The organism is Exiguobacterium sp. 8A (assembly GCF_902506275.1).
GTDB lineage: Bacteria > Bacillota > Bacilli > Exiguobacteriales > Exiguobacteriaceae > Exiguobacterium > Exiguobacterium profundum.
The window spans coordinates 1,142,453-1,168,980 of sequence record NZ_LR733630.1 but is presented as its reverse complement, the minus strand read 5'-3'; the positions used below and the strand labels follow the sequence as shown (position 1 = coordinate 1,168,980).

Annotated in this window: 27 protein-coding genes and 1 riboswitch; of the genes, 24 read left to right on the top strand and 3 right to left on the bottom strand. The window is 49.8% G+C overall.

Annotation, left to right across the window (positions count from 1 at the left end; genetic code table 11):
* Positions 1-5 precede the first annotated feature (5 nt).
* The 5 genes from GVY42_RS05995 to gcvH all read left to right on the top strand — a co-directional run bounded on the left by GVY42_RS05995 (position 6) and on the right by gcvH (position 4,630).
* A complete protein-coding gene (locus GVY42_RS05995) occupies positions 6-1,178 on the top strand; it encodes an acetyl-CoA C-acetyltransferase (protein WP_012726865.1) in 1,173 nt (390 codons plus the stop codon).
* Positions 1,179-1,191: 13 nt separating this feature from the next.
* Positions 1,192-2,976, top strand: a complete 1,785-nt coding sequence (locus GVY42_RS05990; protein WP_159562606.1) for an acyl-CoA dehydrogenase family protein — start codon at positions 1,192-1,194, stop codon at positions 2,974-2,976.
* A gap of 89 nt (positions 2,977-3,065) precedes the next feature.
* The gene (locus tag GVY42_RS05985) at positions 3,066-3,797 is read left to right on the top strand and encodes a hypothetical protein (RefSeq protein ID WP_159562605.1); all 732 of its coding nucleotides are present in this window, start codon (positions 3,066-3,068) and stop codon (positions 3,795-3,797) included.
* A gap of 47 nt (positions 3,798-3,844) precedes the next feature.
* Positions 3,845-4,198 carry an arsenate reductase family protein gene (locus GVY42_RS05980; RefSeq protein WP_159562604.1) on the top strand — a complete coding sequence of 118 codons (354 nt, stop codon included), beginning with the start codon at positions 3,845-3,847 and terminating at the stop codon, positions 4,196-4,198.
* A gap of 48 nt (positions 4,199-4,246) precedes the next feature.
* On the top strand, positions 4,247-4,630 hold the full coding sequence (gene gcvH / locus GVY42_RS05975; protein ID WP_012726861.1) for a glycine cleavage system protein GcvH: 384 nt from the start codon (positions 4,247-4,249) through the stop codon (positions 4,628-4,630).
* A gap of 39 nt (positions 4,631-4,669) precedes the next feature.
* Here gcvH and GVY42_RS05970 read toward each other — a convergent pair whose 3' ends face one another.
* Positions 4,670-5,725, bottom strand: a complete 1,056-nt coding sequence (locus GVY42_RS05970) for a PTS transporter subunit IIC (protein WP_074036348.1) — start codon at positions 5,723-5,725, stop codon at positions 4,670-4,672.
* Between the two features lie 180 nt (positions 5,726-5,905).
* Between GVY42_RS05970 and GVY42_RS05965 the strand changes: the two genes are divergently transcribed.
* The 11 genes from GVY42_RS05965 (at position 5,906) to GVY42_RS05915 (ending at position 17,037) form a co-directional block, all read left to right on the top strand.
* Positions 5,906-6,163, top strand: coding sequence for a thioredoxin family protein (locus GVY42_RS05965; RefSeq protein ID WP_159562603.1), 258 nt, complete (start codon positions 5,906-5,908; stop codon positions 6,161-6,163).
* A gap of 450 nt (positions 6,164-6,613) precedes the next feature.
* Positions 6,614-6,720: riboswitch (SAM riboswitch) on the top strand.
* Positions 6,721-6,797: 77 nt separating this feature from the next.
* Positions 6,798-7,826: a methionine ABC transporter ATP-binding protein gene (locus GVY42_RS05960; RefSeq protein WP_147538181.1), complete on the top strand. Its 1,029-nt coding sequence runs from the start codon at positions 6,798-6,800 to the stop codon at positions 7,824-7,826.
* On the top strand, positions 7,816-8,478 hold the full coding sequence (locus GVY42_RS05955) for a methionine ABC transporter permease (protein WP_012726857.1): 663 nt from the start codon (positions 7,816-7,818) through the stop codon (positions 8,476-8,478). Before GVY42_RS05960 ends, GVY42_RS05955 begins: the two co-directional genes overlap by 11 nt.
* Positions 8,479-8,508: 30 nt before the next feature.
* Positions 8,509-9,342 (top strand): MetQ/NlpA family ABC transporter substrate-binding protein, encoded by an 834-nt coding sequence (locus GVY42_RS05950; protein ID WP_159562602.1) that lies wholly within the window; start codon positions 8,509-8,511, stop codon positions 9,340-9,342.
* A 101-nt stretch (positions 9,343-9,443) separates the two neighbouring features.
* Positions 9,444-10,658 (top strand): MFS transporter, encoded by a 1,215-nt coding sequence (locus GVY42_RS05945; protein WP_159562601.1) that lies wholly within the window; start codon positions 9,444-9,446, stop codon positions 10,656-10,658.
* A 178-nt stretch (positions 10,659-10,836) separates the two neighbouring features.
* The gene (gene sufC / locus GVY42_RS05940; protein WP_143180266.1) at positions 10,837-11,598 is read left to right on the top strand and encodes a Fe-S cluster assembly ATPase SufC; all 762 of its coding nucleotides are present in this window, start codon (positions 10,837-10,839) and stop codon (positions 11,596-11,598) included.
* 12 nt (positions 11,599-11,610) lie between these two features.
* A complete protein-coding gene (sufD, locus tag GVY42_RS05935) occupies positions 11,611-12,879 on the top strand; it encodes a Fe-S cluster assembly protein SufD (RefSeq protein ID WP_074036358.1) in 1,269 nt (422 codons plus the stop codon).
* 1 nt (position 12,880) lies between these two features.
* On the top strand, positions 12,881-14,101 hold the full coding sequence (locus GVY42_RS05930) for a cysteine desulfurase (protein ID WP_159562600.1): 1,221 nt from the start codon (positions 12,881-12,883) through the stop codon (positions 14,099-14,101).
* Entirely contained in the window at positions 14,091-14,525 is a 435-nt protein-coding gene (gene sufU / locus GVY42_RS05925) for a Fe-S cluster assembly sulfur transfer protein SufU (protein WP_026825487.1), read from the top strand. Before GVY42_RS05930 ends, sufU begins: the two co-directional genes overlap by 11 nt.
* Positions 14,526-14,544: 19 nt before the next feature.
* Positions 14,545-15,942: a Fe-S cluster assembly protein SufB gene (gene sufB / locus GVY42_RS05920; protein WP_012726850.1), complete on the top strand. Its 1,398-nt coding sequence runs from the start codon at positions 14,545-14,547 to the stop codon at positions 15,940-15,942.
* Between the two features lie 111 nt (positions 15,943-16,053).
* The gene (locus tag GVY42_RS05915) at positions 16,054-17,037 is read left to right on the top strand and encodes an L-lactate dehydrogenase (protein ID WP_159562599.1); all 984 of its coding nucleotides are present in this window, start codon (positions 16,054-16,056) and stop codon (positions 17,035-17,037) included.
* Positions 17,038-17,072: 35 nt separating this feature from the next.
* Here the strand turns inward: GVY42_RS05915 and GVY42_RS05910 are convergent, their stop codons facing one another.
* On the bottom strand, positions 17,073-18,455 hold the full coding sequence (locus tag GVY42_RS05910) for a sodium:alanine symporter family protein (protein ID WP_159562598.1): 1,383 nt from the start codon (positions 18,453-18,455) through the stop codon (positions 17,073-17,075).
* Between the two features lie 92 nt (positions 18,456-18,547).
* Here GVY42_RS05910 and GVY42_RS05905 point away from each other — a divergent pair, with 92 nt between their 5' ends.
* From GVY42_RS05905 to GVY42_RS05870, 8 genes are all read left to right on the top strand, one after another.
* Positions 18,548-18,820 (top strand): acylphosphatase, encoded by a 273-nt coding sequence (locus tag GVY42_RS05905; protein ID WP_159562597.1) that lies wholly within the window; start codon positions 18,548-18,550, stop codon positions 18,818-18,820.
* 204 nt (positions 18,821-19,024) lie between these two features.
* Entirely contained in the window at positions 19,025-20,344 is a 1,320-nt protein-coding gene (gene brnQ / locus GVY42_RS05900; protein ID WP_159562596.1) for a branched-chain amino acid transport system II carrier protein, read from the top strand.
* 105 nt (positions 20,345-20,449) lie between these two features.
* Complete coding sequence (locus tag GVY42_RS05895) at positions 20,450-21,631, top strand: MFS transporter (protein WP_159562595.1); 1,182 nt, start codon at positions 20,450-20,452, stop codon at positions 21,629-21,631.
* 11 nt (positions 21,632-21,642) lie between these two features.
* The gene (locus tag GVY42_RS05890; protein WP_159562594.1) at positions 21,643-22,488 is read left to right on the top strand and encodes a DUF72 domain-containing protein; all 846 of its coding nucleotides are present in this window, start codon (positions 21,643-21,645) and stop codon (positions 22,486-22,488) included.
* Positions 22,489-22,503: 15 nt separating this feature from the next.
* The gene (locus GVY42_RS05885) at positions 22,504-23,844 is read left to right on the top strand and encodes a bifunctional UDP-sugar hydrolase/5'-nucleotidase (RefSeq protein WP_236548931.1); all 1,341 of its coding nucleotides are present in this window, start codon (positions 22,504-22,506) and stop codon (positions 23,842-23,844) included.
* A 48-nt stretch (positions 23,845-23,892) separates the two neighbouring features.
* A complete protein-coding gene (locus GVY42_RS05880) occupies positions 23,893-24,261 on the top strand; it encodes a YutD family protein (RefSeq protein ID WP_047795125.1) in 369 nt (122 codons plus the stop codon).
* 158 nt (positions 24,262-24,419) lie between these two features.
* Positions 24,420-24,725, top strand: coding sequence for a hypothetical protein (locus GVY42_RS05875; RefSeq protein ID WP_078147262.1), 306 nt, complete (start codon positions 24,420-24,422; stop codon positions 24,723-24,725).
* Between the two features lie 103 nt (positions 24,726-24,828).
* A complete protein-coding gene (locus GVY42_RS05870; protein WP_074036376.1) occupies positions 24,829-25,500 on the top strand; it encodes a DUF975 family protein in 672 nt (223 codons plus the stop codon).
* 44 nt (positions 25,501-25,544) lie between these two features.
* Here the strand turns inward: GVY42_RS05870 and glpX are convergent, their stop codons facing one another.
* On the bottom strand, positions 25,545-26,525 hold the full coding sequence (gene glpX, locus GVY42_RS05865) for a class II fructose-bisphosphatase (protein WP_159562592.1): 981 nt from the start codon (positions 26,523-26,525) through the stop codon (positions 25,545-25,547).
* Positions 26,526-26,528 lie beyond the last annotated feature (3 nt).

The following is a 26,528-nucleotide window of genomic DNA, read 5'->3' as shown; positions in this document are numbered from 1 at the left end:
TACAGATGAGGGAAGCAGTCATCGTAGCCGGCGCACGGACGCCGGTCGGAAAAGCAAAACGCGGATCGTTCCGTAACGTTCGTTCGGACGAGCTCGCGGGATATGCCATCAAGGCAACGCTTGAGCGTTCAGGATATAAAGGCCCGATTGATGACGTCATCATGGGTTGTGCGATGCCAGAAGCGGAGCAAGGGATGAACATCGCTCGCTATGCGGCGGTCCGGGGGGGACTGTCGCACGAAGTTCCAGCGATCACCATCAACCGCTACTGCTCGTCAGGCCTTCAAGCCATCGCGGACGCGGCGGCCAAAATCATGATCGGTCAAGCGACGGCAATCATCGCTGGCGGTATGGAATCGATGAGCCAAGTGCCGATGGGTGGTCACGTCATCCGTCCAAACCCACACATCATGGAGACGGCACCAGAGTACTACATGAGCATGGGGCATACGGCAGAACGTGTTGCAGCCGAATATAACATCTCGCGTGAAGACCAAGATGCGTTCGCCATCAACAGTCACCAAAAGGCGGCAGCGGCTATCGCAGGTGGCAAGTTCCAAGAAGAAATCGTTCCTGTGACGGTCATCGAGCACGTACTCGGTGAAGACGGTAAAGTCGCGGAAGTGGAGAAAGTCGTGAAGCATGACGAAGGTGTCCGTGCCGATTCGACGATTGAAGCACTCGGGAAACTCCGCCCGGCCTTCAAAATCAAAGGGTCGGTCACAGCAGGTAACGCTTCACAAGTATCAGACGGAGCAGCAGCTGTCCTCGTCATGGACCGTGAAGAAGCAGAACGCCAAGGATTGCAACCGATGGCCAAGTTTCTCTCGTTCGCGGTCGGCGGTGTCCGTCCAGAAGTGATGGGAATCGGTCCAGTCGTCGCCATTCCGAAAGCACTCGAGATGGCTGGCGTGAAATTAGAAGAAGTCGGATTGTTCGAGTTGAATGAAGCGTTCGCGAGCCAGTCACTCGGTGTCATCCGTGAACTCGGAATCGATCCATCGAAAGTGAACGTGAACGGCGGCGCTATCGCCCTCGGTCACCCACTTGGATGTACGGGAGCAAAACTTTCAGTCTCGATCTTGCATGAGATGAAACGACGCAATGAGAAGTATGGGGTTGTCACGATGTGTATCGGCGGCGGAATGGGCGCGGCTGGTGTCTTCGAATTACTATAAGGGGGAATCGGATATGGAACGTACAGAACATGAATTGATTAAAGGCGGTAGCTTTGTCATTGACGCACTCGACGCAGAGCGTCTCTTCACACCAGAGGATTTCTCAGATGAGCATAAGATGATTGGTGACACGACGGCTGGATTTGTCGATGACCGCGTCATGCCAGTCCTCGAGCGCATCGAGAAACACGAGTTCGACCTCTCTGTCGAATTGTTGAAAGAAGCGGGCGAGCTCGGTCTTCTCGGAGCAGACGTTCCTGAAGAGTACGGCGGTTACCAACTCGATAAAATCTCATCTTCAATCATCACGGAGCGCTTCGCGAAAGCACGTTCGTTCGCACTCAGCTACGGCGCACACGTGGGGATCGGGACGCTCCCGATCGTCTTCTTCGGATCAGAAGAGCAAAAGCACAAGTACTTGCCAAAACTCGCGACAGGCGAATGGATCGCGGCTTACGCGCTCACTGAGCCAGGCTCAGGGTCTGACGCCCTCGGTGCGAAAACGACAGCTGTCTTGAATGAGGCGGGCACGCACTACGTCTTGAACGGCGAGAAACAATGGATCACAAACGCCGGCTTCGCGAACGTGTTCGTCGTCTATGCGAAAATCGATGGCGACAAGTTCAGTGCCTTCATCGTCGAGCGTGACTTTAAAGGAGTCTCAACGGGCGCAGAAGAGCAGAAGATGGGGATCAAGGGATCGTCGACACGTACGCTCATCCTTGAAGATGTCGAAGTACCAGTCGACAACCTTCTCGGTGAAGTTGGAAAAGGTCACGTCATCGCCTTCAACATCTTGAACGTCGGTCGTTACAAACTCGCAGTCGGAGCAGTCGGTTCTTCAAAACGTGCATTCGACCTCTCGGTTCAATATGCGAACGAGCGTAAACAGTTCAAGACACCGATCAGCCAATTCCCACTCATCCAAGAGAAATTGGCGACGATGGCAGCGAACATCTATGCGATGGAAAGTTCAGTCTATCGTACAGGTGGTTTGTTCCAGGATAGCTTGGATGCACTCGGTGATGAGAACATGCGCGACGGATCGAAAGTCGCACAAGCGATCGCAGAATACGCGATCGAATGCTCACTCAACAAAGTCTTCGCTTCTGAGACGTTCGACTATGTCGTCGATGAAGCCGTTCAAATTCATGGTGGATACGGATTCATGGCAGAGTATGAAGTCGAGAACCTCTACCGTGACTCACGGATCAACCGTATCTTCGAAGGGACGAACGAGATCAACCGTTTGATCGTCCCAGGTACGCTCCTCAAGAAAGCGATGAAAGGTGAATTACCGCTCCTCGCAGAAGCGCAAAAACTTCAAAAAGAGCTCATGAGCTACATGCCACAAGAATTGGATGGGTCACCACTCGCTCGCGAGAAGATGCTCCTTTCGAACATGAAGAAAATCAACTTGATGGTCGCGGGTACAGCTGTACAGAAGTATCAACAAGACCTTCAAAACGAACAAGAAATCTTGGCGAAGATTGCAGACATGATCAGTGCCATCTATGCGCTTGAAGCAGCCATCGCTCGTACAGACAAAGCGATTGCCCGTTCAGGCGAAGAGAAGAATACGCTCAAAGTCCGCTACACTGAAATCTTTGCGGAGCAAGTGTTCAAGCAAGTCGAACTCATGGCGAAAGAAGTGTTATACGCAGCGGCGTCTGGCGACGAGCAACGTATGCTTCTCTCGGCAATGAAGAAATTCAGCCGCTACCAGCCAATCAACGTGATCGGCACGAAGCGCGAAGTCGCAGCGAGCCTCATCAAAGCGAACAAGTTTATCGTCTAATCAAATTGACAGAAAGGGTGGACCGGACGCGGTCGATCCTTTCTTTTTTTGAGCTCTGCCACGTACAATAGAGACGAGGGGGAGAGATGATGACAAAACGAGATGTATTACTCGACCGGATGGAACGCATTGGACGGTCCGTAGCCGAACTGGACGGGACGCTCATGCTGCTCGCATTGGGGTCGATTGGACAAGAGACGGAGCGGTTGGATGAGTATTCGGACCTCGATTTCTTTTTGATTGTCGAGGATGGGCAGAAGGCGCGCTTTATCGATCGACTTGACTGGCTCGAGATCGAACCGCTTCATTATCAGTTCCAAAACACGAAGGACGGGCATAAGATCATGTACCATGATGGCATTTATGGTGAGTTCGCCGTCTTTGAACTGCATGAAATGGCGACCATCGCCTATACGCCAGGACGTGTCGTCTGGCGACGGGACAAGGCGCTCGAGGTATTTGCGACACCACGCCTCGAAATCACCCGTGAAACAGCGGCTTATTATTATGAAGAGGCGTTGACGAACCTATACGTCGGCTTGCTACGTGAACGTCGTGGCGAAACGCTCGCCGGATTCGAGCTCGTCCAGGTCGCAGCTGTTCAGAACGTCTTGAAGGCAATCGGTGAACAAGGGGACCCGTTCAATCCGACACGCCGGGTCGAGTCGAGACAGCCCAAGATGATTTCTTTCCTGTTGGGCGGGGTATTAGGATATGGCAAGTCAGGCGTCGCAGCCTCGACTATCTTACGTTTTATCGAAGAACGCTATGTGGTCAACCCAACGATGAAGCGAGAGATTGAACGGTTGCTTGAGACGTGATTTAAATTCTCTAGGTGTGCTACATTGAGGAAAGAGGTGATGAACAGATGGTGACACTATATGGCTATCCACCATGCAGTACATGTAAAAAGGCAGAAAAATGGTTGAAGGAACAAGGCATCGAGTATACATATATCCATATCGTCGAATCGACGCCGACGAAAGAGGAACTCGCCGAACTGTGGAAACAATCAGGTCTACCACTCAAAAAGTTCTTTAACACGAGCGGGCAAGTCTATCGGAACGAAGGCATCAAAGACAAGCTACCGAATCTATCAGAAGACGAACAACTCGAGCTATTAGCAAGCAATGGTATGCTTTTGAAGCGACCAATCGTCACAAATGGTGAAAAAACGACCGTCGGATTTTCAGAAAAGTCCTTTACGGACGTTTGGGGCTAAGTGCTATAATACAGATGTGAGTCTAATTTATTTGAGGGGGAAGTTAGGATGAGCAAAGTACCAGCAAATTTACGTTATTCAAAAGAACATGAGTGGGTAGAAGTAAATGGAACGAAAGCCCGCATCGGCATTACGGATTTCGCACAAAGCGAACTAGGGGACATCGTGTTTGTCGAACTCCCAGAAGTCGATGGTACGATTTTGCTTGACGAGCCATTCGGCTCAGTCGAATCAGTGAAGACGGTCTCTGAGTTGTATGCACCGGTATCTGGTCGCATCACGGCAGTGAACGAGGACCTCGCGGATTCTCCAGAACTCGTCAACGAGTCACCGTTTGAAAACGCATGGATGATTGAAGTCGAGTTGACGGAAGAGTCAGACCTCGACAAACTCATGTCTGCAGAAGAATACGAAGCGATGATTCAAGGATAATCAAAGCCGGCCTCTCCATTGGAGAAGCCGGCTTTTTGTTTACTCGAAATCGAGTCGGTAATGATCGGATTCGACGAGAGTCGTCCGTTCAAACACACGGTAGAAGAAGATTCCGAGTGCGACCGGAATCAGTCCGAACAAGACGATGACGAGCAGGACGTTGAAGAGAGCGAATCCACCCGGCATGAGGTGAAGGGCGTTCACCGGACCGATGAGACCTGACACGCCGAACCCGGCGCTGATTGGTGTTCCTTCAATTTTTAGAATCCCTGCGAGCGCACCGAGAATCGCCGCATTTGCCAAAATGGGAAGCATCATGATGGGGCGTCGGACAAAGTTCGCCATCTGAATCTTCGGAGAGCCGAGGAAATGGGCAATCGATGTGCCGGTCGCGTTTGCCTGCCATCCGGCGATCGCGAGACCGAATCCGGCAGCGACGACCCCGAGGTTCGCCGCACCAGCCGCGACACCGGACAAGCTGATGGCTGTCGCAATCCCGACAGTCGAGATCGGCGAGACGATAATGAGTGAGAACGCCATGGCGATCAGGATTCCCATGAGGACCGGTTGCAGGTCAGTCATTGTCATGATGAGTAGACCGATATACGTCGTGATCTGGGAGATGTACGTCAGTAGGAAAGTACCGATGCCTCCTGCGACGACAATGATGGTCATCGGCATAACAATGACCGTATACGTTTTCAAGTGGGGAGCGAGTTTCATGACAAGAAGTGTAGCGATTGCAGCGGTAACACCAGCTGTGATCACGTCCCCGATGCCGGCCATCACAAAAGCCCCTTCGTCGATTCGGACGGCACCGCTACCGACATACGTCGCAATCGCGATGGTCCCGGTTTCGAGAATCGATCGTCCGAACTGCATGGCGACCGCTAGCCCGATAATGGCTGGCAGAAGCCGCATCGCAATTGTCGTCGCATCCAATATGAATTGAAGAGACGGAAAATACGGAAGTATTGCTTTCGTTAATTCACCGAGCAAAGCGCTCGGGATGAGGGCGATCAGAATTGCCATGCTGAGACCGTTTAAGACGTTCATCGTGAACTGTTTCATCGTACCTGTTGCTTGTTCCGTCATCATTCATTCACCTGTCCTTCTTCTTTGCTGTTATGTACAAAAGCGATAAAGTTAGAACCCATATTATTCCTCTCTACAGAAAGAGTCAAGAGAATCATTGGAAAATTCTGAAATTTCATCAAAGCACGATTTTTGAATGAGAATCCATCGCCCCTTATAATGACAAGAGAGGTGAGAAGAATGATTACAGACGGATTCTTATATATATACGCCCCGATGTGTGGTACATGCGCTGTGGCGGAAAAAATGTTGACGGTCGTCGAAGCGATCGCCCCTGAAATTAAAATCGAAAAGCGAGATGCGAACTATATCCCAAAAGAGCTAGAAGCCTACCAAGTGATGAGCGTACCCGCCTTGTTGAAGCTTGAAAATGGCGAGGTTCAAGATCGATTGTACGCGTTTCAGAATGTGCAACATGTCCTCTCTTTCATGAAATGAGAGAGGAACATTAGAATAATCTGAAAATTTTAAATAATCAGTTGACACAGAAAGTTCACGAATGGTATATTCATTACAACATCTTACTTGAACACAAAATAGGACGCGATATTCCCGATATCAAGACGTTTTGGCGAAGCCGCTGCTACCTTTATACGAATACACGTCAGTCTTCCCTTCGATTGTCCCCCAAAAAAATCAAGCGAAGAAAGACGTTCCGTATAATTGCACGGTCCAAGCCAAGATCGAGTGATGATTGGTGAATCTCCCCCATGTAAGGATGTAAATCTTGAACGGGCAAAAGATTTTCATCTATGGGCTGTCCTTCCGTGACTCAAGGTGCTACGTTCTGTGTCGTCCTCGGACGGCACCTTTTTTTAATTTTTTTGAAAAAAGGATTTGACAGCAGAAAAAGCTGTCGCTATGATAAAGCTAATCGAATACACAACACTCTTATCAAGAGAGGCTGAGGGACTGGCCCTATGACGCCCAGCAACCGCGGAGCAATCCGAAATGGTGCTAATTCCAGCAAGGTGAGAAACCTTGACAGATGAGAGCAATCGTTGTCCGTACGATAAAGTGCGCACGTTTGCTCAAACGTGCGCGCTTTTTTTGTTGTCAGGAGGGAAAGGTATTGATTCAATTACGAAACGTCGCCAAATGGTTCGATACGAAGAATGGTCGTGTCCAGGCGGTCGATGATGTGTCATTAACAATTGATCGCGGTGAAATTTTTGGAATAATCGGATATTCGGGAGCGGGGAAATCGACGCTCATCCGATTACTCAACCGTCTCGAGTCACCGTCAAGCGGTGAAATCGAGGTCGCTGGGAGTGAGCTCACGAAGCTCAGCCCGAAAGAACTACGAGGGGTTCGCAAGAACGTCTCGATGGTCTTCCAGCACTTTAATCTTTTGTGGTCGCGCACGGTCGCAGAAAACATCAGCTTCCCACTCGAACTGATCGGGGTACCGGCAAGTGAGCGGAAACGACGCGTCCAAGAACTCGTCGAGCTCGTAGGTTTGGCTGGTCGTGAGGACAGCTATCCATCGCAACTGTCGGGCGGTCAAAAACAGCGAGTCGGGATCGCCCGCGCGCTCGCTACAAATCCTGAGGTTCTCCTCTGTGACGAAGCGACAAGCGCGCTCGACCCGAAGACGACGGATTCGATTCTCGAACTGCTCGTCAGTATCAATAAGAAGCTCGGATTGACGATCGTCCTCATCACGCATGAGATGCATGTCATCCAAAAGATTTGTCACCGTGTCGCCGTGATGGAGGCCGGCAAAGTCGTTGAGACCGGTCAAGTCTCGGACGTGTTCCAACATCCGGAGCAACCGATCACGAAAGAATTCGTCAAGCAAATCGGGGCGGTCGACGATCTATCGCTCACGTTCGAACACCTTAAAGAACGGTATCCGAGCGGTCAAATCGTCAAATTGAAATTCTTGAACGAGACGGCAGAACAACCGATTTTATCTGACGTCCTCAAGACGCATGACATCGGATTCAATATCATCGGCGGGAACGTGACCCAGTCACAAGTCGGTGCGCTCGGTACGCTATTCATCCAACTGATTGGGGAAGCAAGTGAAATCGATCGTGCCATCGCGTCGATTCGTTCGCAATCCGTAGAAGTGGAGGTGGAAAGCGATGTTTCCTAACGTAGATTGGCAAATTATGATGGAGCAGACTTGGGAGACGTTATACATGACGCTCGTCGCAGGTGTGGCGACGTTTGTGATCGGACTGGCTTTAGGCTTGATTCTCTATATTACAAACGAGTCGCTTTTATTGAAGAATCGTCCGATTTACGTCTTCGTCAGCGCGATCGTCAACGTGTTTCGTTCGATCCCGTTCATCATCTTAATTATCTTACTCATCCCGTTCACGTTGTTCCTACTCGGTACGATGCTCGGTTCGACGGCGGCGCTTCCGGCACTCATCATCGGAGCGGCACCGTTCTATGCTCGGATGGTCGAACTTGCGCTTCGTGAAGTCGACCGTGGGGTCATTGAAGCGGCCGAATCGATGGGAGCGACAAAATGGCAAATCATCTACAAAGTCTTGATTCCAGAAGCTCTTCCGGCAATCGTATCGGGACTCACGGTGACCATCGTAGCAATCGTCGGTTACACGGCGATGGCGGGGGTCGTCGGGGGTGGCGGACTCGGGAACTTAGCCTTCTTGGAAGGATTCCAACGCTCACAAAACGACGTCACGTTCGTGGCGACGGTGCTCATCTTGATCATCGTGTTCGTCATCCAATTCATCGGTGACCGACTCGTCACAAAGATAGATAAACGTTCAGCATAATCACACATATACCATTTGGAGGGATTCATTATGAAAACTTGGAAAACAGTACTCGGATTGACAGCATTATCAGCATTCACGGTTCTCGCGGCTTGCGGCGGGGAAGAGGCAGAAACAGGTTCTGGCGATGAGAAAACATTGATCGTCGGTGCGTCAAACGTACCGCACGCTGAGATTTTAGAGCACGTACAAGAAGAATATGAAGCAAAAGGTTACAAACTCGAAATCAAGAAGTTCCAAGACTACGTGCTTCCGAACAAGACGCTCGCGAGCGGGGAGCTCGATGCGAACTACTTCCAACACGAGCCATACCTCGAGTCACAAATGGCTGAGAACAAAGACTACAAATTCGCATCAGCAGGTGGCGTGCACATCGAGCCGATCGGTGTCTACTCACAAAAATACAAATCGCTTGACGAGCTTCCTGAAGGAGCGGAAATCATCATGAGCTCATCGGTCGCTGACCATGGACGAATCCTTACGATGCTCCAGTCAGAAGGTCTCATCACGCTTGCGGAAGGCAAAACGGTCGATGCGACAGTCGCTGACATCGTCGACAACCCGAAAGACTTGAAATTCAAGACGGACGTGGAAGCAGCACTTCTTCCAACGGCTTACAACAATGGAGAAGGTGATGCGGTCCTCATCAACACGAACTATGCGATCGATGCAGGTCTCAACCCACTCGAAGATGCGATTGCACTCGAAGGGGAAGATTCACCATACGTCAACTTGATCGTCACGCGTGAAGGGGACGAAGAAGACGAGCGCGTCAAGGCACTCCTCGAAGTATTGACGTCTGAAGAGACACAACAGTGGATCTTGGACGAATACAAAGGTGCGGTCGTACCGGTCAAACAATAAGTCATTTCGACTCAGGAGACTTCCTCCTGGGTCTTTTTTTGTCTAGTGTTCTTTCATAAAGAGAAGTACACTACATATATGAAAGAAAAGGGGGGATTTGGATGAAGCTCAGACAGATTCATCCACTGACGTGGGGCGTCCTGTTCGGGACGTTTTTTGCACGACTGGCGACGTTTTTTGTCATGCCATTTTTTGCGATCTATCTAGCTACGCTCGGCTTTTCAGCGAGTGTGATCGGAACGATCTTTGCCGTGACGGCACTTTCAGGTCTGTTCATGAGCTTCTTTGGGGGGACACTCTCTGATCGGTATGGACGAAAACAGCTCATGTTGATCGGGATCGTGCTCAATGCCGTCACGTTCGCTGGTCTCGCACTTGCGACGGAACTGTTTTGGTTTTACATGCTATCGATGTTGATGGGGATGTCGCGATCATTCCTAGAACCGGCTTCGCGTGCACTCATCAGTGATACGACGCAGGCAGATCAGCGGGTCATCGTCTATAATGTCCGTTACTTCATGATCAATATCGCCGCGGCCATCGGACCACTCTTGGCGGTCGTCTTGTCACTCACTGGTGTGAAGACTGCATTCTTCGTCGTGACGGCTGTCTACATATTATACGGGATCATTATATCTATCTTGTTTTACAAATATCCGTTTGAAGAAGGGGACGGAATCAAGGCACGCCCGCGCTTGACGGAGACGTTTCGTGTCCTGAGAGATGACCGAACGTTTCGGGCGGTCATCATCGGGATGATCTTCGCGATTATCGGTTATAGCCAGTTCAATTCGACGCTCCCGCAATTCATCGCGCTACGCGATGGACTAGAAGAAGGCTCGAGATTATTCGCCTACTTATTAACGACGAACGCCATCACGGTTCTCATCGTCCAATATCCGATTATGCGTTTCGGGATTCTTGTCTCTCCGATCAAGTCACTCTTCTTCGGGATTTCGACCTTGTCATTCGGACTTTTGCTTATTGGATTTGCGACGGTAGAGTGGGTACTATTTGTCGCGATGGCCATCTTTACCGTCGGTGAGGTGTTGATGTTCACCATGACGGACGTCTTGACGGATGAACTCGCGCCGGAACATTTACGGGGGACGTATTTCGGGGCAATGGGATTGACATCACTCGGTCAGACGGTCGGACCGATTATCGGTGGCGTGTTACTGGATACGTTCGGTCAGTCGTCGCTTCCTGTATTCGGAAGTTTGGCACTCTTGACGGGGTGTGGTGCCTTCTTCTTCGCGGCTGCCGTACGAGAGCGGAAAGCAGTCCTCGCACTCGTCGAAGAAAATGCCGGATAATGTCTTGATTTCCTACTATTAGCATTCTCAACTTTTATCATTCTATTGAGAATGAATTCTAAGGTGAGTCGCTTGAAATAAAAAAATGACTAGTCTAAGATTAGAATATATCTAATCTACGCCATTCACTATGGCGAGAAAATACGGAAGGGGTATCCGAATGTCTAACGTACCACAAATGAAAATTGATGACCTCCGCGTCTCAATCGAAGGAAAAGAGATTGTCAAAGGTCTTAACCTAGAAATTAAAGGTGGCGAAATTCATGCCATCATGGGTCCTAACGGGACTGGTAAATCAACACTCGCATCAGCACTCATGGGTCATCCACTTTATGAGGTCACTGGGGGAAGCGTCGAATTAAACGGCGAAGATGTTCTCGAGATGGAAGTCGACGAGCGCGCACAAGCAGGGATGTTCCTTGCGATGCAGTACCCGGCTGAAATCAGTGGTGTCACAAACGCGGACTTCTTGCGTTCGGCAATCAACTCACGTCGTGAAGAAGGTCAAGAAATCTCGCTCATGAAGTTCATTCGTGAACTCGATGCGAAGATGGAGCTTCTCGAAATCCCTTCAGAAATGGCACACCGTTATTTAAACGAAGGATTCTCAGGCGGTGAGAAGAAACGTAACGAAATTCTTCAAATGATGATGATTCAACCGAACATCGCCATCTTGGATGAAATCGACTCAGGTCTTGATATCGATGCCCTTAAAGTCGTTGCCAAAGGCGTAAACGAAATGCGTTCAGAAGAGTTCGGCTGCTTGATCATCACGCACTACCAACGTCTCCTCAACTATATTGAGCCAGACTTCGTACACATCATGATGGACGGGAAAATCGTCATGTCTGGTGGTAAAGAGCTCGCACAGCGACTCGAGGCAGAAGGTTACGACTGGGTGAAGCAAGAACTCGGAATGACAGTAGACACAGAAGCGTAAGGAGGCTGTACGATGACCGTACAATTTGAATTGGATGCACAAGCGTTGTCGGCACGTGCAGAAGCGCTCGGCGGACCAGCATGGATGGTCAACCGTCGTAAAGAGGCAGCAGAACTTGCGCCGACACTTGCTTTGCCAAAAGTTGAAAAAATTAAGATTGATAAGTGGGACTTCACAGCGGGAGATGTCGAGCTCGAACAAAAAGACGGCTTGACAGCGGACATCGAATCACTCCTCGGAGACCACCGGACAAACGTGCTCGTTGAACGCAACGGTCATGTCGTCTATAACGAATTGTCGATGCCTGAAGGCGTCTTGTTCATGGGAATCAAAGAAGCGATGGAGCAACATCCTGAGCTCGTTGAGAAATACTTCATGACTGAAGGCGTACGTGTCGATGAAGAACGTCTTTCGGCGTTGAATGCTGCCCTCACAAACGGTGGTGCATTCATCTACGTACCGAAAAACACGCAATTGAAAGATCCGCTTCAAGCCATCTTCACGATGGAACAGGCGAACGGTGCCCTCTATCACCACACGATCCTCGTCGCAGACGAAGGCAGTGAAGTGACATACATCGAAAACTTCCTTTCTGGCACGAATGAACCACACACGGTCAACGTCGTGACGGAAGTATTCGCTGGAGAGAACGCGAAAGTCGTCTTCGGTGGTGTCGATCAGCTCGCTGAATCAGCACTTACGTTCATGAACCGTCGCGGTGTCGTCTATGCGAACGGTCGCCTCGATTGGGCGCTCGGTCACATGAACGACGGGAACTCAGTCGTCGAGACGAAGACTCACCTCGTCGGCGACAACACGTATTCAGATACAAAAGCTGTGACAATCGGTCGCGGTGCACAGAAACAAAACTTCAACATCCGTACCGACCACTTCGGGAAAGCATCTGAAGGGTTCATCTTGATTCACGGTGTCCAAAAAGACGCAGCCACTGCAATCTTCAGCGGGACATCGATGATTCACCACGGTGCGTCAAAATCGAACGGTGTACAAACAGAGCGCGTCTTGATGCTCTCTGAAAAAGCACGTGGGGATGCCAACCCGATTCTTCTTATCGATGAAGATGACGTTATGGCAGGTCACGCAGCATCTGTCGGTCGTGTCGATGATGTTCAATTGTACTACTTGATGAGCCGTGGTTTGTCTCGCCAAGAGGCAGAGCGTTTAATCATCCACGGATTCTTGACGCCTGTCGTCGAAGAACTCGCAATCGATTCGGTCAAAGACCGTCTCCGCGAAGTCATCGAAGGGAAAGTACGTTAAGATGTTGAACGCCTCGATTCGTGAACAGTTTCCGATTTTAGATCAGGAAATCAATGGACACCCGCTCGTTTATCTTGATAGCGCGGCGAGCTCACAAAAGCCGCTCGCTGTCATCGAGGCGATCGAGGACTATTATCGTCGCAACCATTCGAACGTGCATCGTGGCGTCCATACGCTCGGGACGCAAGCGACGGATGCGTATGAAGGAGCACGTGAACGCGTCCGCTCATTCATCCATGCGGCGGTTCCTGAAGAAATCATTTTCACTCGTGGAACGACGACGGCCATCAACTTGGTCGCATCGAGCTACGGAGATGCGAATGTCGGTGAAGGCGACGAGATCGTCCTCACTCCGATGGAACATCATGCGAACTTAATCCCATGGCAACAACTCGCCAAGCGAAAAGGCGCGACACTTCGTTACGTCGAGCTCACGCCGGACGGACGTGTCACACTCGATGCGGTTCAAGCGGTGTTATCAGACCGGACGAAAATCGTCGCGATGAGTCACGTCTCGAACGTACTCGGGACGATTAACCCGATTGCCGAAGTCGCTCGACTCGCGCATGAGTTGGGTGCCGTCATGGTCGTCGATGCCGCGCAAAGTGCACCGCACCGAAAACTTGACGTCCAAGCACTCGACTGTGACTTCCTCGCCTTTTCTGGACATAAGATGCTCGGACCGACTGGGATCGGTGTCTTATATGGGAAGAAGCAACTCCTCAAGAACATGGAGCCGGTCGAGTTCGGTGGCGAGATGATTGACTATGTCGATTTATATGAATCGACGTGGAAAGACATCCCGTACCGTTTCGAAGCGGGAACACCGATTATCGCCGGAGCGGTCGGACTTGCGGCAGCCATCGATTTCTTAGAAGAAATCGGTCTTGAAAACGTCGAAGCACACGAACGTGAACTCGCGTCTTACGCAATCGAGCAGATGAAAACGATTGAAGGGATCGAGATTTACGGTCCTGAAGATCGCGTCGGTCTCGTCACGTTCAACTTGAAGGACGTTCATGCGCACGACCTCGCGACTGTGCTCGATATGCAAGGTATCGCGGTTCGTGCCGGTCATCACTGTGCACAACCACTCATGCGTCTTTTGAAGCAATCATCGACGGCACGGGCGAGCTTCTATTTGTATAACACAAAAGAAGAAGTCGACCGCTTCATCGAGGGATTACGTCAAACGAAGGAGTATTTCAATTATGAGTTTTAATAATCTCGACATGTTGTACCGCCAGGTCATCATGGATCACTATAAAAACCCAAGAAACCGTGGCGTCATCGAAGATGGCGTGACGGTGGACTTGAACAACCCGACGTGTGGGGATTCGCTTCGTCTTCAACTACAGGTCGAAGACGACATCGTCAAAGATGCGAAGTTTGAAGGGGAAGGCTGCTCAATCAGTCTCGCCTCGGCATCGATGATGACCCAAATCGTCAAAGGAAAAACAGTAGAAGAGGCGCTTCAACTCGCCAACATCTTCTCTGAAATGGTTCAAGGAAAAGAGTACGACACGGATACGTTTGACCTCGGTGATATCGAGGCGCTCTCAGGCGTATCGAAATTCCCGGCTCGAATCAAGTGTGCCACGCTCGCGTGGAAGGCGCTTGAAAAAGGAGTAGACGAGGACGCGTAAGGAGAAGGAGGAGACCGATATGGCAAAGAACATGCCGGAAATTGGCGATTATAAATACGGCTTCCATGATCGGGACGTTTCGATTTTCCGTTCAGGCCGTGGCTTGACGACAGAAATCGTAGAGACGATCTCGCGCATGAAAGAAGAGCCACAATGGATGCTCGACTTCCGTTTGAAGTCGTTGGATCACTTCAACAAGATGGCGATGCCGACATGGGGCGGAGACCTCTCGGCACTTGATTTCGACGAAATCACGTACTATGTCAAACCATCTGAAAAGACAGAACGCTCATGGGATGAGGTACCAGAAGAAATCAAACGTACGTTTGACAAGCTCGGTATCCCAGAAGCAGAGCAAAAATACTTGGCAGGTGTCTCGGCTCAGTATGAGTCTGAGGTTGTCTACCATAGCATGCAAGAAGACTTCGAAGAAAAAGGTGTCATCTTCAAAGATACAGACACAGCCCTCAAAGAAGACGAAGAGATCTTCAAAGAGTACTTCGGGAAGTTGATTCCGCCGACGGACAACAAGTTTGCGGCCCTCAACTCAGCTGTTTGGTCGGGTGGCTCGTTCATCTATGTACCAAAAGGCGTAAAACTTGAGCAACCGCTCCAAGCCTACTTCCGCATCAACTCGGAAAACATGGGTCAATTCGAGCGTACGCTCATCATCGTCGACGAAGGCGCATCGGTTCATTACGTCGAAGGATGTACGGCACCGGTTTACACAACGAACTCGCTTCACTCAGCGGTTGTTGAGATCTTCGTCAACAAAGATGCATATTGCCGTTACACGACGATCCAAAACTGGGCGAACAACGTCTACAACTTGGTAACGAAACGTGCAGTCTGTGAAGCGGGTGGATCGATGGAGTGGATCGATGGAAACATCGGATCGAAACTCACAATGAAATACCCAGCTGTCATCTTGAAAGGGGAAGGCGCACGTGGGATGACACTCTCAATCGCCCTCGCTGGTAAAGGACAGCACCAAGACGCTGGCGCGAAAATGATTCACCTCGCACCAAACACGTCGTCGTCTATCGTCTCAAAATCGATTTCGAAACAAGGCGGAAAAGTATCGTACCGTGGAATCGTCCACTTCGGCCGTAAGGCGAAGGGCGCACGCTCGAACATCGAGTGTGACACGCTCATCATGGACAACGAGTCGACTTCAGATACGATCCCGTACAATGAAATCTTGAACGACCAAGTGTCGCTCGAGCACGAAGCGAAAGTCTCAAAAGTGTCAGAAGAGCAACTCTTCTACCTCATGAGCCGTGGAATCTCGGAAGAAGAAGCGACAGAAATGATCGTAATGGGCTTCATCGAGCCATTCACAAAAGAATTACCAATGGAATATGCGGTCGAAATGAACCGTCTCATCAAGTTCGAGATGGAAGGTTCGATTGGATAATTGCTTGAATGACGGATTTCCTGTAAAAAGGGGTCCGTTTTTTTTGTTATGTCGATGCCATATGTAGGGTATGCTAAAAAAGAGAAAGAATCATAGAAAGGATGGATACACATGTCACGTATTCCGCATAAAGATGAGATTGACCCGAAAGACATCACTCGCATCGCCGTCATCGGTGCAGGTTGGGTCGGCGTCAGTTTCGCCTATCAATTATCCACGGCTGCGCTTTGCGAGGAGCTCGTCTTAATCGACTCGAATCATGCCAAGGCAGAAGGAGAGGCGATGGACCTCAATCATGGGATCTCATTCGCCCCGACACCGGTCCGGATTTGGGCAGGGGACTACTCGGATTGTAAAGACGCAGATATCGTCGTCATCACGGCAGGAGCCGCACAAAAACTTGGGCAGACACGGATGGACCTCGTCGAGCAAAACGCCAAGGTCGTCCGCACCGTGACCGAAGACTTGATGAAGAGCGGGTTCGACGGCATTTTAGTCGTCGCGACGAACCCGGTCGATGTGATGGCACACGTCGCCTGGAAAGCATCGGGTTTACCAAAAGAACGCGTCATCGGTTCAGGGACGGTCCTCGATACAGCACGACTCCGTTACAAACTTGGAGACTATTTCGAACTATCGCCACGAAACTGCCACGCCTACTATATGGGTGAACATGGGGATACGGGCTTTGTCGCATGGAACAACGCACGCATCTATGGGAAGAGTATCGATGAACTATTGGCGGAGAACGAGAAATATCAGTTCGAAGACTTAGAAGCGATCTATGCGGACGTACGCGACGCTGCTTACCAGATCATCGAGCATAAGAACGCCGCCTATTATGCGATTGGGGTAGGCTTGCTTCGCATCATCCGGGCCATCGTCCGAAATGAAAACTCCGTCGTGACGATTGGCGCTCACCTAGACGGCGAGTACGGGGCGAGTGACGTGCATATTGGCGTACCGGCCTTGATTGACCGAAGTGGCATTCGTAAGATCATCGAGATTGAATTGACGAACGAAGAACAACAGAAGTTTGACGCCTCGGTACAAACTATCAAAGCAGGGATTGAGAAAGTCGAACCCGCATCCTAAAAAAGATCCGACTGCTTAGGCAGTCGGATTGTTGCTTAAGACGCCTCTTCTTCGGCGATATCTTTCTTGTAATACTTCTCGGATGTGAAGAACTCGGTTGTCAATCGTTTCACTTCACCACTTAGAAGCAAGACGGCAATCATATTCGGGATGAGGATCATCGCTAGCATCAAGTCTAGGAAGTTCCAAATCATCTGAGCGCCTCCAATCGAACCGATGACAATCGAGACGATATAAACGGCCTTCATGATTTTTCCTGCCGTCAAACCGAATAAGTACTCGGCTTGTCGCGAGCCGTAAAAGATGATGACGATAATGGTCGAGAGGACGAAGAAGATGAGCGAGATGGTGACGAGTAAGCTTCCCGTGTAACCGAAGTATTCATTGAAAGCAATCGTCGTCAACGCTGCTGGGTCATCCATCGCTCCGTCTGCCGTCCAGACACCTGAAGACAAGACGACGAATGCGGTCGTGCTACAAATGATGAGCGTATCGATGACGATCCCGATGACGGCCCAGAACCCTTGGCGCACCGGATGGTCCGTCTGTGCCGCGGCGTGGGCAATCGGTGCCGTTCCAAGACCGGCTTCATTTGAATAGAGTCCACGGGCGAAGCCCCAACGAATCGTCTCAGCAACGGCGGCACCGGCAAACCCACCGAACGCGGCCATCGGCTCGAATGCATAAGAGAAGATGAGACTGAGAACGTTTGGAATCTCAGAGAAGTTCATCAAGACGATGACGAGTCCGGCTCCGACATAGACGAGTGCCATGCCAGGGACGACGATCTCGGTGACTTTCGCGATGCGCTTCAGTCCGCCAAAGACGATGATGCCCACAAGAATAGCGACGACAATCCCCGTGATGAGCGTGTTCCCATTGAACGTCTCACGGACTGCCGAGCTGACAGCGTTTCCTTGTACCATGATACTCGGAATGAGTTCGATCATGAGAGCGAAGGCGAACCACGTCGCGAGCCACTTCCAACGAAGTCCTTTTGATATGTAGTAGACCGGTCCCCCGACAAATTCGCCGGCATCATTCTTCTCACGATAGTGCACGGCCAGTACGCTCTCTGAGAACTTGATGGCCATGCCGATGATAGCGATGACCCACATCCAGAAGATGGCACCCGGTCCCCCGAACATAATCGCTGCAGGTACACCGATGATGTTCGCGGCCCCGACTGTTGAAGAGAGGGCTGACGTCAACGCTTGTCTCGGACTGATGTCGCCTTCACCTTTCGGCTTTTTGAAAATGCTGCCGAATGTTTGCTTGAATATGTAGATGGGGTAACGAAACTGAAAGAAACCGAGCTTGATGGTGAGGAAGATACCGGATAAAACGAGTAACGAGATAATCGGTACGCCCCAAAGCCAGTCGGAAACGTTCGTGACAAGAGTAATAAATTCATTCATACAACCACTCCAATTCCATTATTTTACTTAAATACTGTTTCCTAAAGTAAGGACCTCTAAACATCTTTGACAAAATAAAGGAGGAAAATAGAATGAGAGTTGCTAAACGTTTGATTGTATCTGGACGTGTCCAAGGCGTGGGGTTTCGATATTTTTCACAGGAGACCGCGCAACGATTCGGCATCAAAGGATGGGTTCGCAATCTAAGTGACGGGACAGTCGAGCTACATGCAGAAGGAACCGAGCAAGAAATCGGCGCCTTCGAGCAGGCGTTGAAGGATGGCAATCGCTTTGTCGGTGTCGAACGAATCGAAGAGACGGAAGCGAACAATCAGGAATTTCGTTCGTTCGACATACGCTATTAACCGCTTACATCTCCCTACATGTGAAAGGGAGATTTTTTTGTGAAATCTACATTTCAAAAAATTAAACCTCGAATTTTGGAGATAGGGTGGTCAAACGATAGGAAGTGTGTATAATGAAATAGACCAAGCGATATATTGTCAGAAAATTTAGTTATTATTTTTTTGTTAAGTCGTTCGGAATATCAAGTGTATGGAGGTAGTTGTATGAAAAAATCGACATTGTTCCCGTTAGCGTTTACGATTTTTGCTTTATTCTTTGGGGCCGGGAACTTGCTGTTCCCACCTGAGCTCGGCGCCTTGGCGGGGGAAAACCTCGTACCGGCGATGATCGGGTTCGTCATTACGGGTGTCGGTTTACCGCTTCTTGCTTTGTTCGCAGTCGCTCGGGTCGGCGGCGGGACAGACCAAATTGCTCGTTATATTCCAAAGCGTCTCGCGCTTATCTTGACAGGATTGATGTATGTGGCTATCGGACCATTCTTCGGAATCCCGCGTACGGCTGCTGTCACGTATGAAATGGGACTCGTTCCGTTTCTCGATGCTCCTTCTACTTTGACACTCGCGATGAGTTCGACCGTCTTTTTCGGTTTGACGTTCTTCTTGACGCTTCGTGCTCAAAAGTTGATTGAAGTCATCGGGCGTATCATCACACCAATCCTCTTGTTCTTGCTTGCAGCGATTGGAATCACAAACCTCATCTCGCCACTCGGGGAGCCGGGAGCTCCAGCGGAAGGATTTGAGACATGGGTGGGTGCACTCGGCCAAGGTTTCCAACAAGGCTATTTGACAATGGATGTATTCGGGGCCCTCGTCTTTGGGGCAATCGTCCTCGTCACGTTGAAAGCTAATGGATTGAGTGACCAAAAAGAAGCGTCTTCGCTTCTTCGCTCTGCAGGTATGCTTGCCGTTACCTGTTTGATGCTCGTCTATATCTCGCTCGGTTCAATCGGTGCGAATATGACAGTCGCAGAAGGAACGACGAGTGGCGCAAGCCTTCTCCAAGCGTTCGCAGGTACGTCTTATGGACAAGTCGGAATGCTCGCACTCGGGTTAGCGGTCTTCCTCGCTTGTTTGACGACAGCAGTTGGCCTCATCTCAGAGTTCTCACGCTTCATCAGCAATCAGTTTGATTCTCTCAAATATCATCATGTCGTCATCTCGACAACGTTGTTTGGATTCATGATCTCACTCGTTGGTTTGAGTTCGTTGATTCAAATCGCCGTGCCGCTTCTCACGCTCCTCTATCCGGTCATGATCGCACTCGTGCTCGTATCGGTGACGGAACGTCTTCAACGAAACCCTGGTGTGGCGATGAAAGCGACGATTTATACGGCGCTCGTTCTCTCGTTCTTTGAAACGTGGAACGGCATCCAGCCTTCTGCGGTTACTTCTTGGATTGGAAACTTACCAATGGCGGATATCGGACTTGCCTGGGCAGTTCCGACGATGATCGTCTATGCGATCACGCTTCTTCTTCCGAAAGGAACGTCACAAGAATCACTCGCTCAATCACGCATCTCATAAGTCTCGCCCATCCTTTGGTCAAGGATGGGCTTTTTTCTGTCTTATTGTTTGCCTGGATGTGAGCTCAAACAGTAAAATGGAAAGATGAAAAGGGAGTGACATTCGTTGACGACAAAACAAAAAAATCAATTGGCGATTCTCATGTTGAACATGTTTATCGCCGTCGCCGGATTTGGGATCATCATCCCGATTATTCCGGATTACTTAAAGATGATTGGCGAGGGAGGGACAGCCGCCGGACTCATGATTTCCGTATTTGCGGGTGCCCAGCTCGTCATGTCACCGATTGCCGGGAAATGGGCGGACGTCCACGGCCGCCGACTCATGATCATCCTCGGTCTGATCGGATTCACCATCTCGATGGGAGTCTTCTATCTATCAGATAATTTGACGATTCTTCTCGTCTCTCGTGCCATCGGGGGTGTTGGTGCAGCGCTTTTGATTCCTGCCATCTTCGCTTATGTGGCAGATATCACGACACTCGAGCAACGAGCTCGAGGAAACAGTTATATTTCCGCGGCAATGTCGCTTGGAATTGTAGTGGGACCAGGGATTGGTGGCTTTTTCGCTGAATTCGGCTTGAAGACACCGTTGCTTGTTTCAGCGATTGTATCGTTTATCGCTGTCATTTCGTCTGTGCTTCTTCTTAAGGAGCCTGACCGTGCTCCATACGTGGCGCCTAAGATTAAAGAGTCTTTACCGACGCAGCTGGTCATGTCGACGCGAAAACCGTACTTCTTCGTATTGGTCATCAACCTCGTCATGGCGTTTGGTCTGATGGCGTATGAATCGGTACTTGGGCTCTATGTCAGTGAGATGTTCAGTGCGACACCACAAGAGATTGCCATCATGGTAACCGGAACGGGGATTGTGAGTGTCATCGTTCAATTGTTTGCGGTGGACCGTCTCGTCGAATGGTTGGGTGAGACCAAGGTCGTACTTGCTTTCATCGCGCTCGCCTCATTTGGCTTCTTGTTATCTTTGTTCGCTGGTACGTATATGCTCTTCTTCGCAGTGACACTCGTGATTTTCTTATCGACATCTATTTTACGACCGGTGTTGAACACGCTCGTGTCGAAACTTGCAGGAAACGAGCAAGGTCTTGCCATGGGGATGAACAACGCTTATATGAGTATTGGGAATATTTTAGGGCCGACATTGGCGGGAATCGCCTTTGATATTGATATGCGCTATCCGTTCATGATGGGACTCGTCCTATTGCTCGTCACATACATGGGCACATGGAACTGGTCGAAACGGAAAGCGGCCGCCATTTCAGAATCGTAAAGGAGGACGCTATGATCTATGTAGGTGTGACCGGATGGGGTGACCACGATTTGCTGTATACGAACCCAGAAGAACGAAAACATAAATTGTCGACATATGCGGGACATTTCCCGACTGTTGAAGTCGACTCGACCTTCTATGCGATTCAACCTGTGAAAAATTTCGAAAAATGGGATGGGGAAACACCGGATCATTTTCAATTCGTTGTGAAAGTTTCCAGGGAAATGAGCGGACATGATCGTGAGCCGAAAACGCCTTTGATTGAACTGTTTGAGCGTTATCGCGTCTCGGTCGATCCGTTAAAACGAGCGGGGAAATTACGGGCTGTGCTCGTTCAATTGCCGCCGTGGTTCGATGTGTCAAAGCCACACCTGGATTATTTGAGAACGCTTCGTGCCGAGCTGTCAGATTACGAGATTGCCATCGAGTTCCGCAATCCGACCTGGTTCTCAGAAGCGTTCCGGGACCGGACGCTTCAATTTTTGAAGGAGCAGCGGTTCATCAACACGATTTGCGATGAACCGCAAACGAAAGAGAGCAGCATCCCGTTCGTACCGGTCGTGACACATCCTGATGTTGCGGTCGTTCGATTGCATGGACGCAATACGTCAGGGTGGCTCAAAAAACCTGGAATGACGAGTCAAGAATGGCGGCATGTTCGCTGTCTGTACCGGTATAGCGAGGAAGAATTGCAAGAATTGGCGACCTCACTTCGTGAGATTGACCGTGATGCGAAAGACGTGTATGTATACTTTAACAACAACTCGGCTGGGGATGCAGCACCGAATGCGAAGCGACTCATTGAGATTCTTGGCCTTGAATATGAACTCGCGCCGAGACAAATCAGTTTGTTTTAGAAGGAAGGGATGGCCATGACGACACTGTCTATTTTTCATTACAACGATCTTCATTCAAAGTTCGACCAATGGCCGAAACTTGTTTCATTTCTAGAAGAACATCGGACTGACGACACGCTGTACTTTGATTTAGGAGATCATGCCGACCGCACCCACCCGGCGACCGAAGTGACACGTGGAAAGTTGAATGTTCGTTTGCTCGAGCAACTCCGTCCGACAGCGGTCACCATCGGAAACAACGAAGGAATCACTTTTCCTCATGATTGGCTAGCCGAACTGTATGACGAAGCAACATTTCCCATCTTACTTGGGAATGTATATGAAGCAGACGGGTCACGACCGAATTGGGTCGATGAGACGCTCGTTCTTGAGAAAGATGGTTTCCAGATCGGTCTGTTTGGTGTGACCGCTCCATATGAAGAGTTATACCCAGAGCTCGGCTGGCAGATTGAATCGCCTTACGAGGCGGCGGAGCGAGCGCTGAAACAGTTGGCGCATTGTGATGTCATCATCGCGCTCAGTCACCTTGGATTCTTTGGAGATGAGCGATTAGCTGAAAAGTTTCCTGAAATCGATGTCATTCTCGGTGCGCATACACATCATGTTTTAGATGAAGGTGTGATGACGAACGGTGTGTTGATTGCACAGGCCGGAAAATATGGGAAGTACGTCGGTGAAGTCACACTGACGCTTGGCGAGTCAGGAATCGTATCGAAAGAAGCGCGCCTTCACGAACTGTCTCAGCAATCGGATAGTCCAGACACGTTGGCGTTGTTGCACACAGAAGGGGCAGATGCCGAACGCCTTCTTGATGTCACGATTGCAGAGACGGATGGATACGCCTCCGATTGGTTCGGACCTTCTCCACTTGGTGACCTACTCGTCGAAGGGATGGTCGAATGGTGTGCGGCGGATGTTGGGATTATTCCATCTGGGGTTGTGCTAGAAGGCCTTGCACCGGGTGGGGTGACGCTCAACATGTTGCATCGGATCTGTCCGCATCCAATCAACCCTTGTGTGCTGACATTGGACGGTGAAACGTTGTCGCGTTTCCTTCACGATACTAATGAAGAAACGTTCACGAATATGCATGTCAGAGGTCTCGGGTTCAGAGGGACCGTTCTCGGAGAACCGAGTCTCTATCAAATCGAACAACGTGACGGTCAGACTTATGTGATGGGGGAACGATTGGATTTAAATCGGACATATCGTGTCGCAACGGTCGATATGTTGACATTCGGTCCGCTTCTTCCTTATTTGGCAGACCAACCGAAGCGATATTTCATGCCCGAACTTCTGCGAGATGTATTACGAGAAACAATCGTCGCCCGTCATGAAGTGATTCGAAAAGGATAGAGTGCATCGATGAGGGCATGCTATGATAACAGAGTGGAGGTGGGAGCGATGATTCGAGTGAATCGCCACGGATATACCGTCTTGGAAGAAAAACGGGACGGGTTCGATGAAGAGGCGTTTATCGCACGGTATAGTGACGTGCTAGATAAGTACGATTACATCGTCGGTGATTGGGGGCATGGTCAGTTGCGATTGAAGGGATTCTATGAACCGCAATCTAAATTGGCGACCTATGAGAACCGAATTGATCACGTGATGGACTACGTATACGAATATTGCAACTTTGGATGTCCTTATTTCGTTTTGAAAAAAGAAACGGAAATCAACGAAGAAGAGAGTGGACCCGTCTTTGGGGGAACGAAGCAAAAACTGAAGTTGAAGCGTAAGTTTAACAAGACCGATGAATCAAACGTGTGAAGTGCTGAGCCGTCAGCACTTTTTTTATTACATTTGATTTCCAAATATTTCGTTTAGGTAAAAAGTCGTGACTTCCGGTTTTGAGGTTGGAAAAATGTGATAAATTGTCATTAAGGATAGTTTCGTCGTTTTTTGGTTTTGATAGTGAGGTGATTTGGATGCAACATGTACAAACGACCGTCGGGGATCGGGATGACGTCCATAATCGAATTCATAACTTCGGACTCGGGATATTGGCCATGTTCTTTTTTGGTTTCCATATCATGATGACCTTTTATTTTACGGCGGCAGTCATTCTATTTGAACTCGTTCATGTGTTGATCATCCGTCGCTTTGAATATGGCCATTCGTTCTTGCGAGGCCGTGTCTTCAAAGTCACATCTCACCTTGTGTTATCACTCGGGGTGCTGTTGTTGATCTTGTCCATGTCTCAGTTCTTTTTAGGCAATGTGATGATTCGCTAAGCGGAAAGGAAAAATTCCTTTCCCTTTTTTTATGTTTTTTTGAAACGTATGGTCACCTTTTCACGTACACTAATAGAAAGACTACGAAAAAGGATGGGTTACTATGAGATCTGAATGGAAACAACATGCACGACACGCCTTGAAAGGAAAATGGTGGTTGATGGCCGGATTGGCACTCTTGTTCCTCATCATTAACGGGATTCCGCAATGGTTTGCGCCTGAAATGGACGTCAACTCGCCAGAACCGTTCACATCGACAGAAGTCACTTTGAGCTTTGTATCGAACGTTCTGCAAATTTTAATTGCCCCACTTGCGATCGGTTGGTCGTGGCTTGCTCTCAACGTATCACGTGAGAAAGGAGCCTCGCTCTCAACGCTGTTCAAGCCGTTCCAGACACGTTACTTCAAACATGTCATCACCTCGTTTGTGATGGGGGTATTCCTCGTGTTATGGACGTTGTTACTCATCGTACCGGGAATCATCAAAGGATTCTCATATTCACTTACGCCGTACATTTTGCGCGATCAGCCTGAACTTTCCGCACTCGAGTCGATCACAGAATCACGTCGTCTCATGGATGGGCACAAGATGGAAGCCTTCATGCTCGTCTTGTCTTTCTTTGGTTGGTTCCTCGTCGGGATCTTGACGCTCGGGATCGGGTTCTTCTTCATCGGACCTTACTTCTCGACGACGTACGCGACGTTCTACGATTCGATTCGAGACAAGCAAGTTGATTCGAATGAGCCAGTGCACGGAACAGAACAAGGATTTTAAAGAAACAAACGCCTCGCTCAAGTGATTGAGCAAGGCGTTTTTGATTAGGCGTTGACTTCAGTTTTTTGTAAGTATGGCTTCAACGACAAGTGGTGTTCGGCCACGACTTTACGAATCGTACGTGTCTTCGAGCGCATGACGAGTGATGTCGTCTCGACGATATCATCTGTTAAGAATTTGACGCCATCGAGCAACTCACCTGACGTGACACCTGTTGCGGCGAAGATACAGTCATCACTCTTGACGAGGTCGTCGAGCGTGAGGAGTTGGAGCGGATCTTCAATGCCCATCGAGATGACGCGTGCAGATTCTTCTTCATTCATCGGGTGAAGACGGGCCTGCATGTCTCCGCCAAGCGCTTTGACAGCTGCAGCCGTGATGACGCCTTCAGGAGCACCGCCTGTACTGATGAAAATATCAATCGGATTTGTTTTGACGGCAGCTGCGATTCCGGCCGAGACATCGCCATCCTCAAACAATTTGACGCGTGCGCCGACGTTCATGACGGCTTGGCGAAGGTGTTCGTGGCGATCGCGGTCTTGCATGATCACCGTCACTTCTTCAATGCGTTTATTGTTATATTTTGCTGCTTTTTCGATGATCGACTCGAGTGGTTCATCGAGCGAGACTTTTCCTTTTAAGTTCGGCCCAACGACGAGCTTATCCATGTACATATCTGGTGCGTGGAGGAGGGCACCTTCATCCGCAACAGCGATGACGACCATCGCATCTCCGAGTCCTTTTGCGACAATGGATGTACCTTCGAGCGGGTCAACGGCGATGTCGACTTTCGGACCGAACGTCGTACCGAGTTTTTCCCCAATGTAGAGCATCGGTGCCTCATCGAGTTCACCTTCACCGATCACGACCGTCGCATCCATGTTCACTGTTCCGAGAACTTCGCGCATCGCTGACGTAGCTGCGTCATCGGCTTCATTCTTTTGCCCGCGTCCAATCCATTTCGATGATGCGAGTGCTGCGGCTTCCGTTGCTCGTACGATTTCTAATGCTAATTCACGTTCCATAGT

Bases quoted from the DNA above. Each gene is read 5' to 3' on its own strand.
- GVY42_RS05995 (WP_012726865.1), top strand. From the start codon at position 6: ATGAGGGAAGCAGTCATCGTAGCCGGCGCACGGACGCCGGTCGGAAAA.
- GVY42_RS05990 (WP_159562606.1), top strand. From the start codon at position 1,192: ATGGAACGTACAGAACATGAATTGATTAAAGGCGGTAGCTTTGTCATT.
- GVY42_RS05985 (WP_159562605.1), top strand. From the start codon at position 3,066: ATGACAAAACGAGATGTATTACTCGACCGGATGGAACGCATTGGACGG.
- GVY42_RS05980 (WP_159562604.1), top strand. From the start codon at position 3,845: ATGGTGACACTATATGGCTATCCACCATGCAGTACATGTAAAAAGGCA.
- gcvH (WP_012726861.1), top strand. From the start codon at position 4,247: ATGAGCAAAGTACCAGCAAATTTACGTTATTCAAAAGAACATGAGTGG.
- GVY42_RS05970 (WP_074036348.1), bottom strand. From the start codon at position 5,725: ATGACGGAACAAGCAACAGGTACGATGAAACAGTTCACGATGAACGTC.
- GVY42_RS05965 (WP_159562603.1), top strand. From the start codon at position 5,906: ATGATTACAGACGGATTCTTATATATATACGCCCCGATGTGTGGTACA.
- GVY42_RS05955 (WP_012726857.1), top strand. From the start codon at position 7,816: ATGTTTCCTAACGTAGATTGGCAAATTATGATGGAGCAGACTTGGGAG.
- GVY42_RS05950 (WP_159562602.1), top strand. From the start codon at position 8,509: ATGAAAACTTGGAAAACAGTACTCGGATTGACAGCATTATCAGCATTC.
- GVY42_RS05945 (WP_159562601.1), top strand. From the start codon at position 9,444: ATGAAGCTCAGACAGATTCATCCACTGACGTGGGGCGTCCTGTTCGGG.
- sufC (WP_143180266.1), top strand. From the start codon at position 10,837: ATGAAAATTGATGACCTCCGCGTCTCAATCGAAGGAAAAGAGATTGTC.
- sufD (WP_074036358.1), top strand. From the start codon at position 11,611: ATGACCGTACAATTTGAATTGGATGCACAAGCGTTGTCGGCACGTGCA.
- GVY42_RS05930 (WP_159562600.1), top strand. From the start codon at position 12,881: ATGTTGAACGCCTCGATTCGTGAACAGTTTCCGATTTTAGATCAGGAA.
- sufU (WP_026825487.1), top strand. From the start codon at position 14,091: ATGAGTTTTAATAATCTCGACATGTTGTACCGCCAGGTCATCATGGAT.
- sufB (WP_012726850.1), top strand. From the start codon at position 14,545: ATGGCAAAGAACATGCCGGAAATTGGCGATTATAAATACGGCTTCCAT.
- GVY42_RS05915 (WP_159562599.1), top strand. From the start codon at position 16,054: ATGTCACGTATTCCGCATAAAGATGAGATTGACCCGAAAGACATCACT.
- GVY42_RS05910 (WP_159562598.1), bottom strand. From the start codon at position 18,455: ATGAATGAATTTATTACTCTTGTCACGAACGTTTCCGACTGGCTTTGG.
- GVY42_RS05905 (WP_159562597.1), top strand. From the start codon at position 18,548: ATGAGAGTTGCTAAACGTTTGATTGTATCTGGACGTGTCCAAGGCGTG.
- brnQ (WP_159562596.1), top strand. From the start codon at position 19,025: ATGAAAAAATCGACATTGTTCCCGTTAGCGTTTACGATTTTTGCTTTA.
- GVY42_RS05890 (WP_159562594.1), top strand. From the start codon at position 21,643: ATGATCTATGTAGGTGTGACCGGATGGGGTGACCACGATTTGCTGTAT.
- GVY42_RS05885 (WP_236548931.1), top strand. From the start codon at position 22,504: ATGACGACACTGTCTATTTTTCATTACAACGATCTTCATTCAAAGTTC.
- GVY42_RS05880 (WP_047795125.1), top strand. From the start codon at position 23,893: ATGATTCGAGTGAATCGCCACGGATATACCGTCTTGGAAGAAAAACGG.
- GVY42_RS05875 (WP_078147262.1), top strand. From the start codon at position 24,420: ATGCAACATGTACAAACGACCGTCGGGGATCGGGATGACGTCCATAAT.
- GVY42_RS05870 (WP_074036376.1), top strand. From the start codon at position 24,829: ATGAGATCTGAATGGAAACAACATGCACGACACGCCTTGAAAGGAAAA.
- glpX (WP_159562592.1), bottom strand. From the start codon at position 26,525: ATGGAACGTGAATTAGCATTAGAAATCGTACGAGCAACGGAAGCCGCA.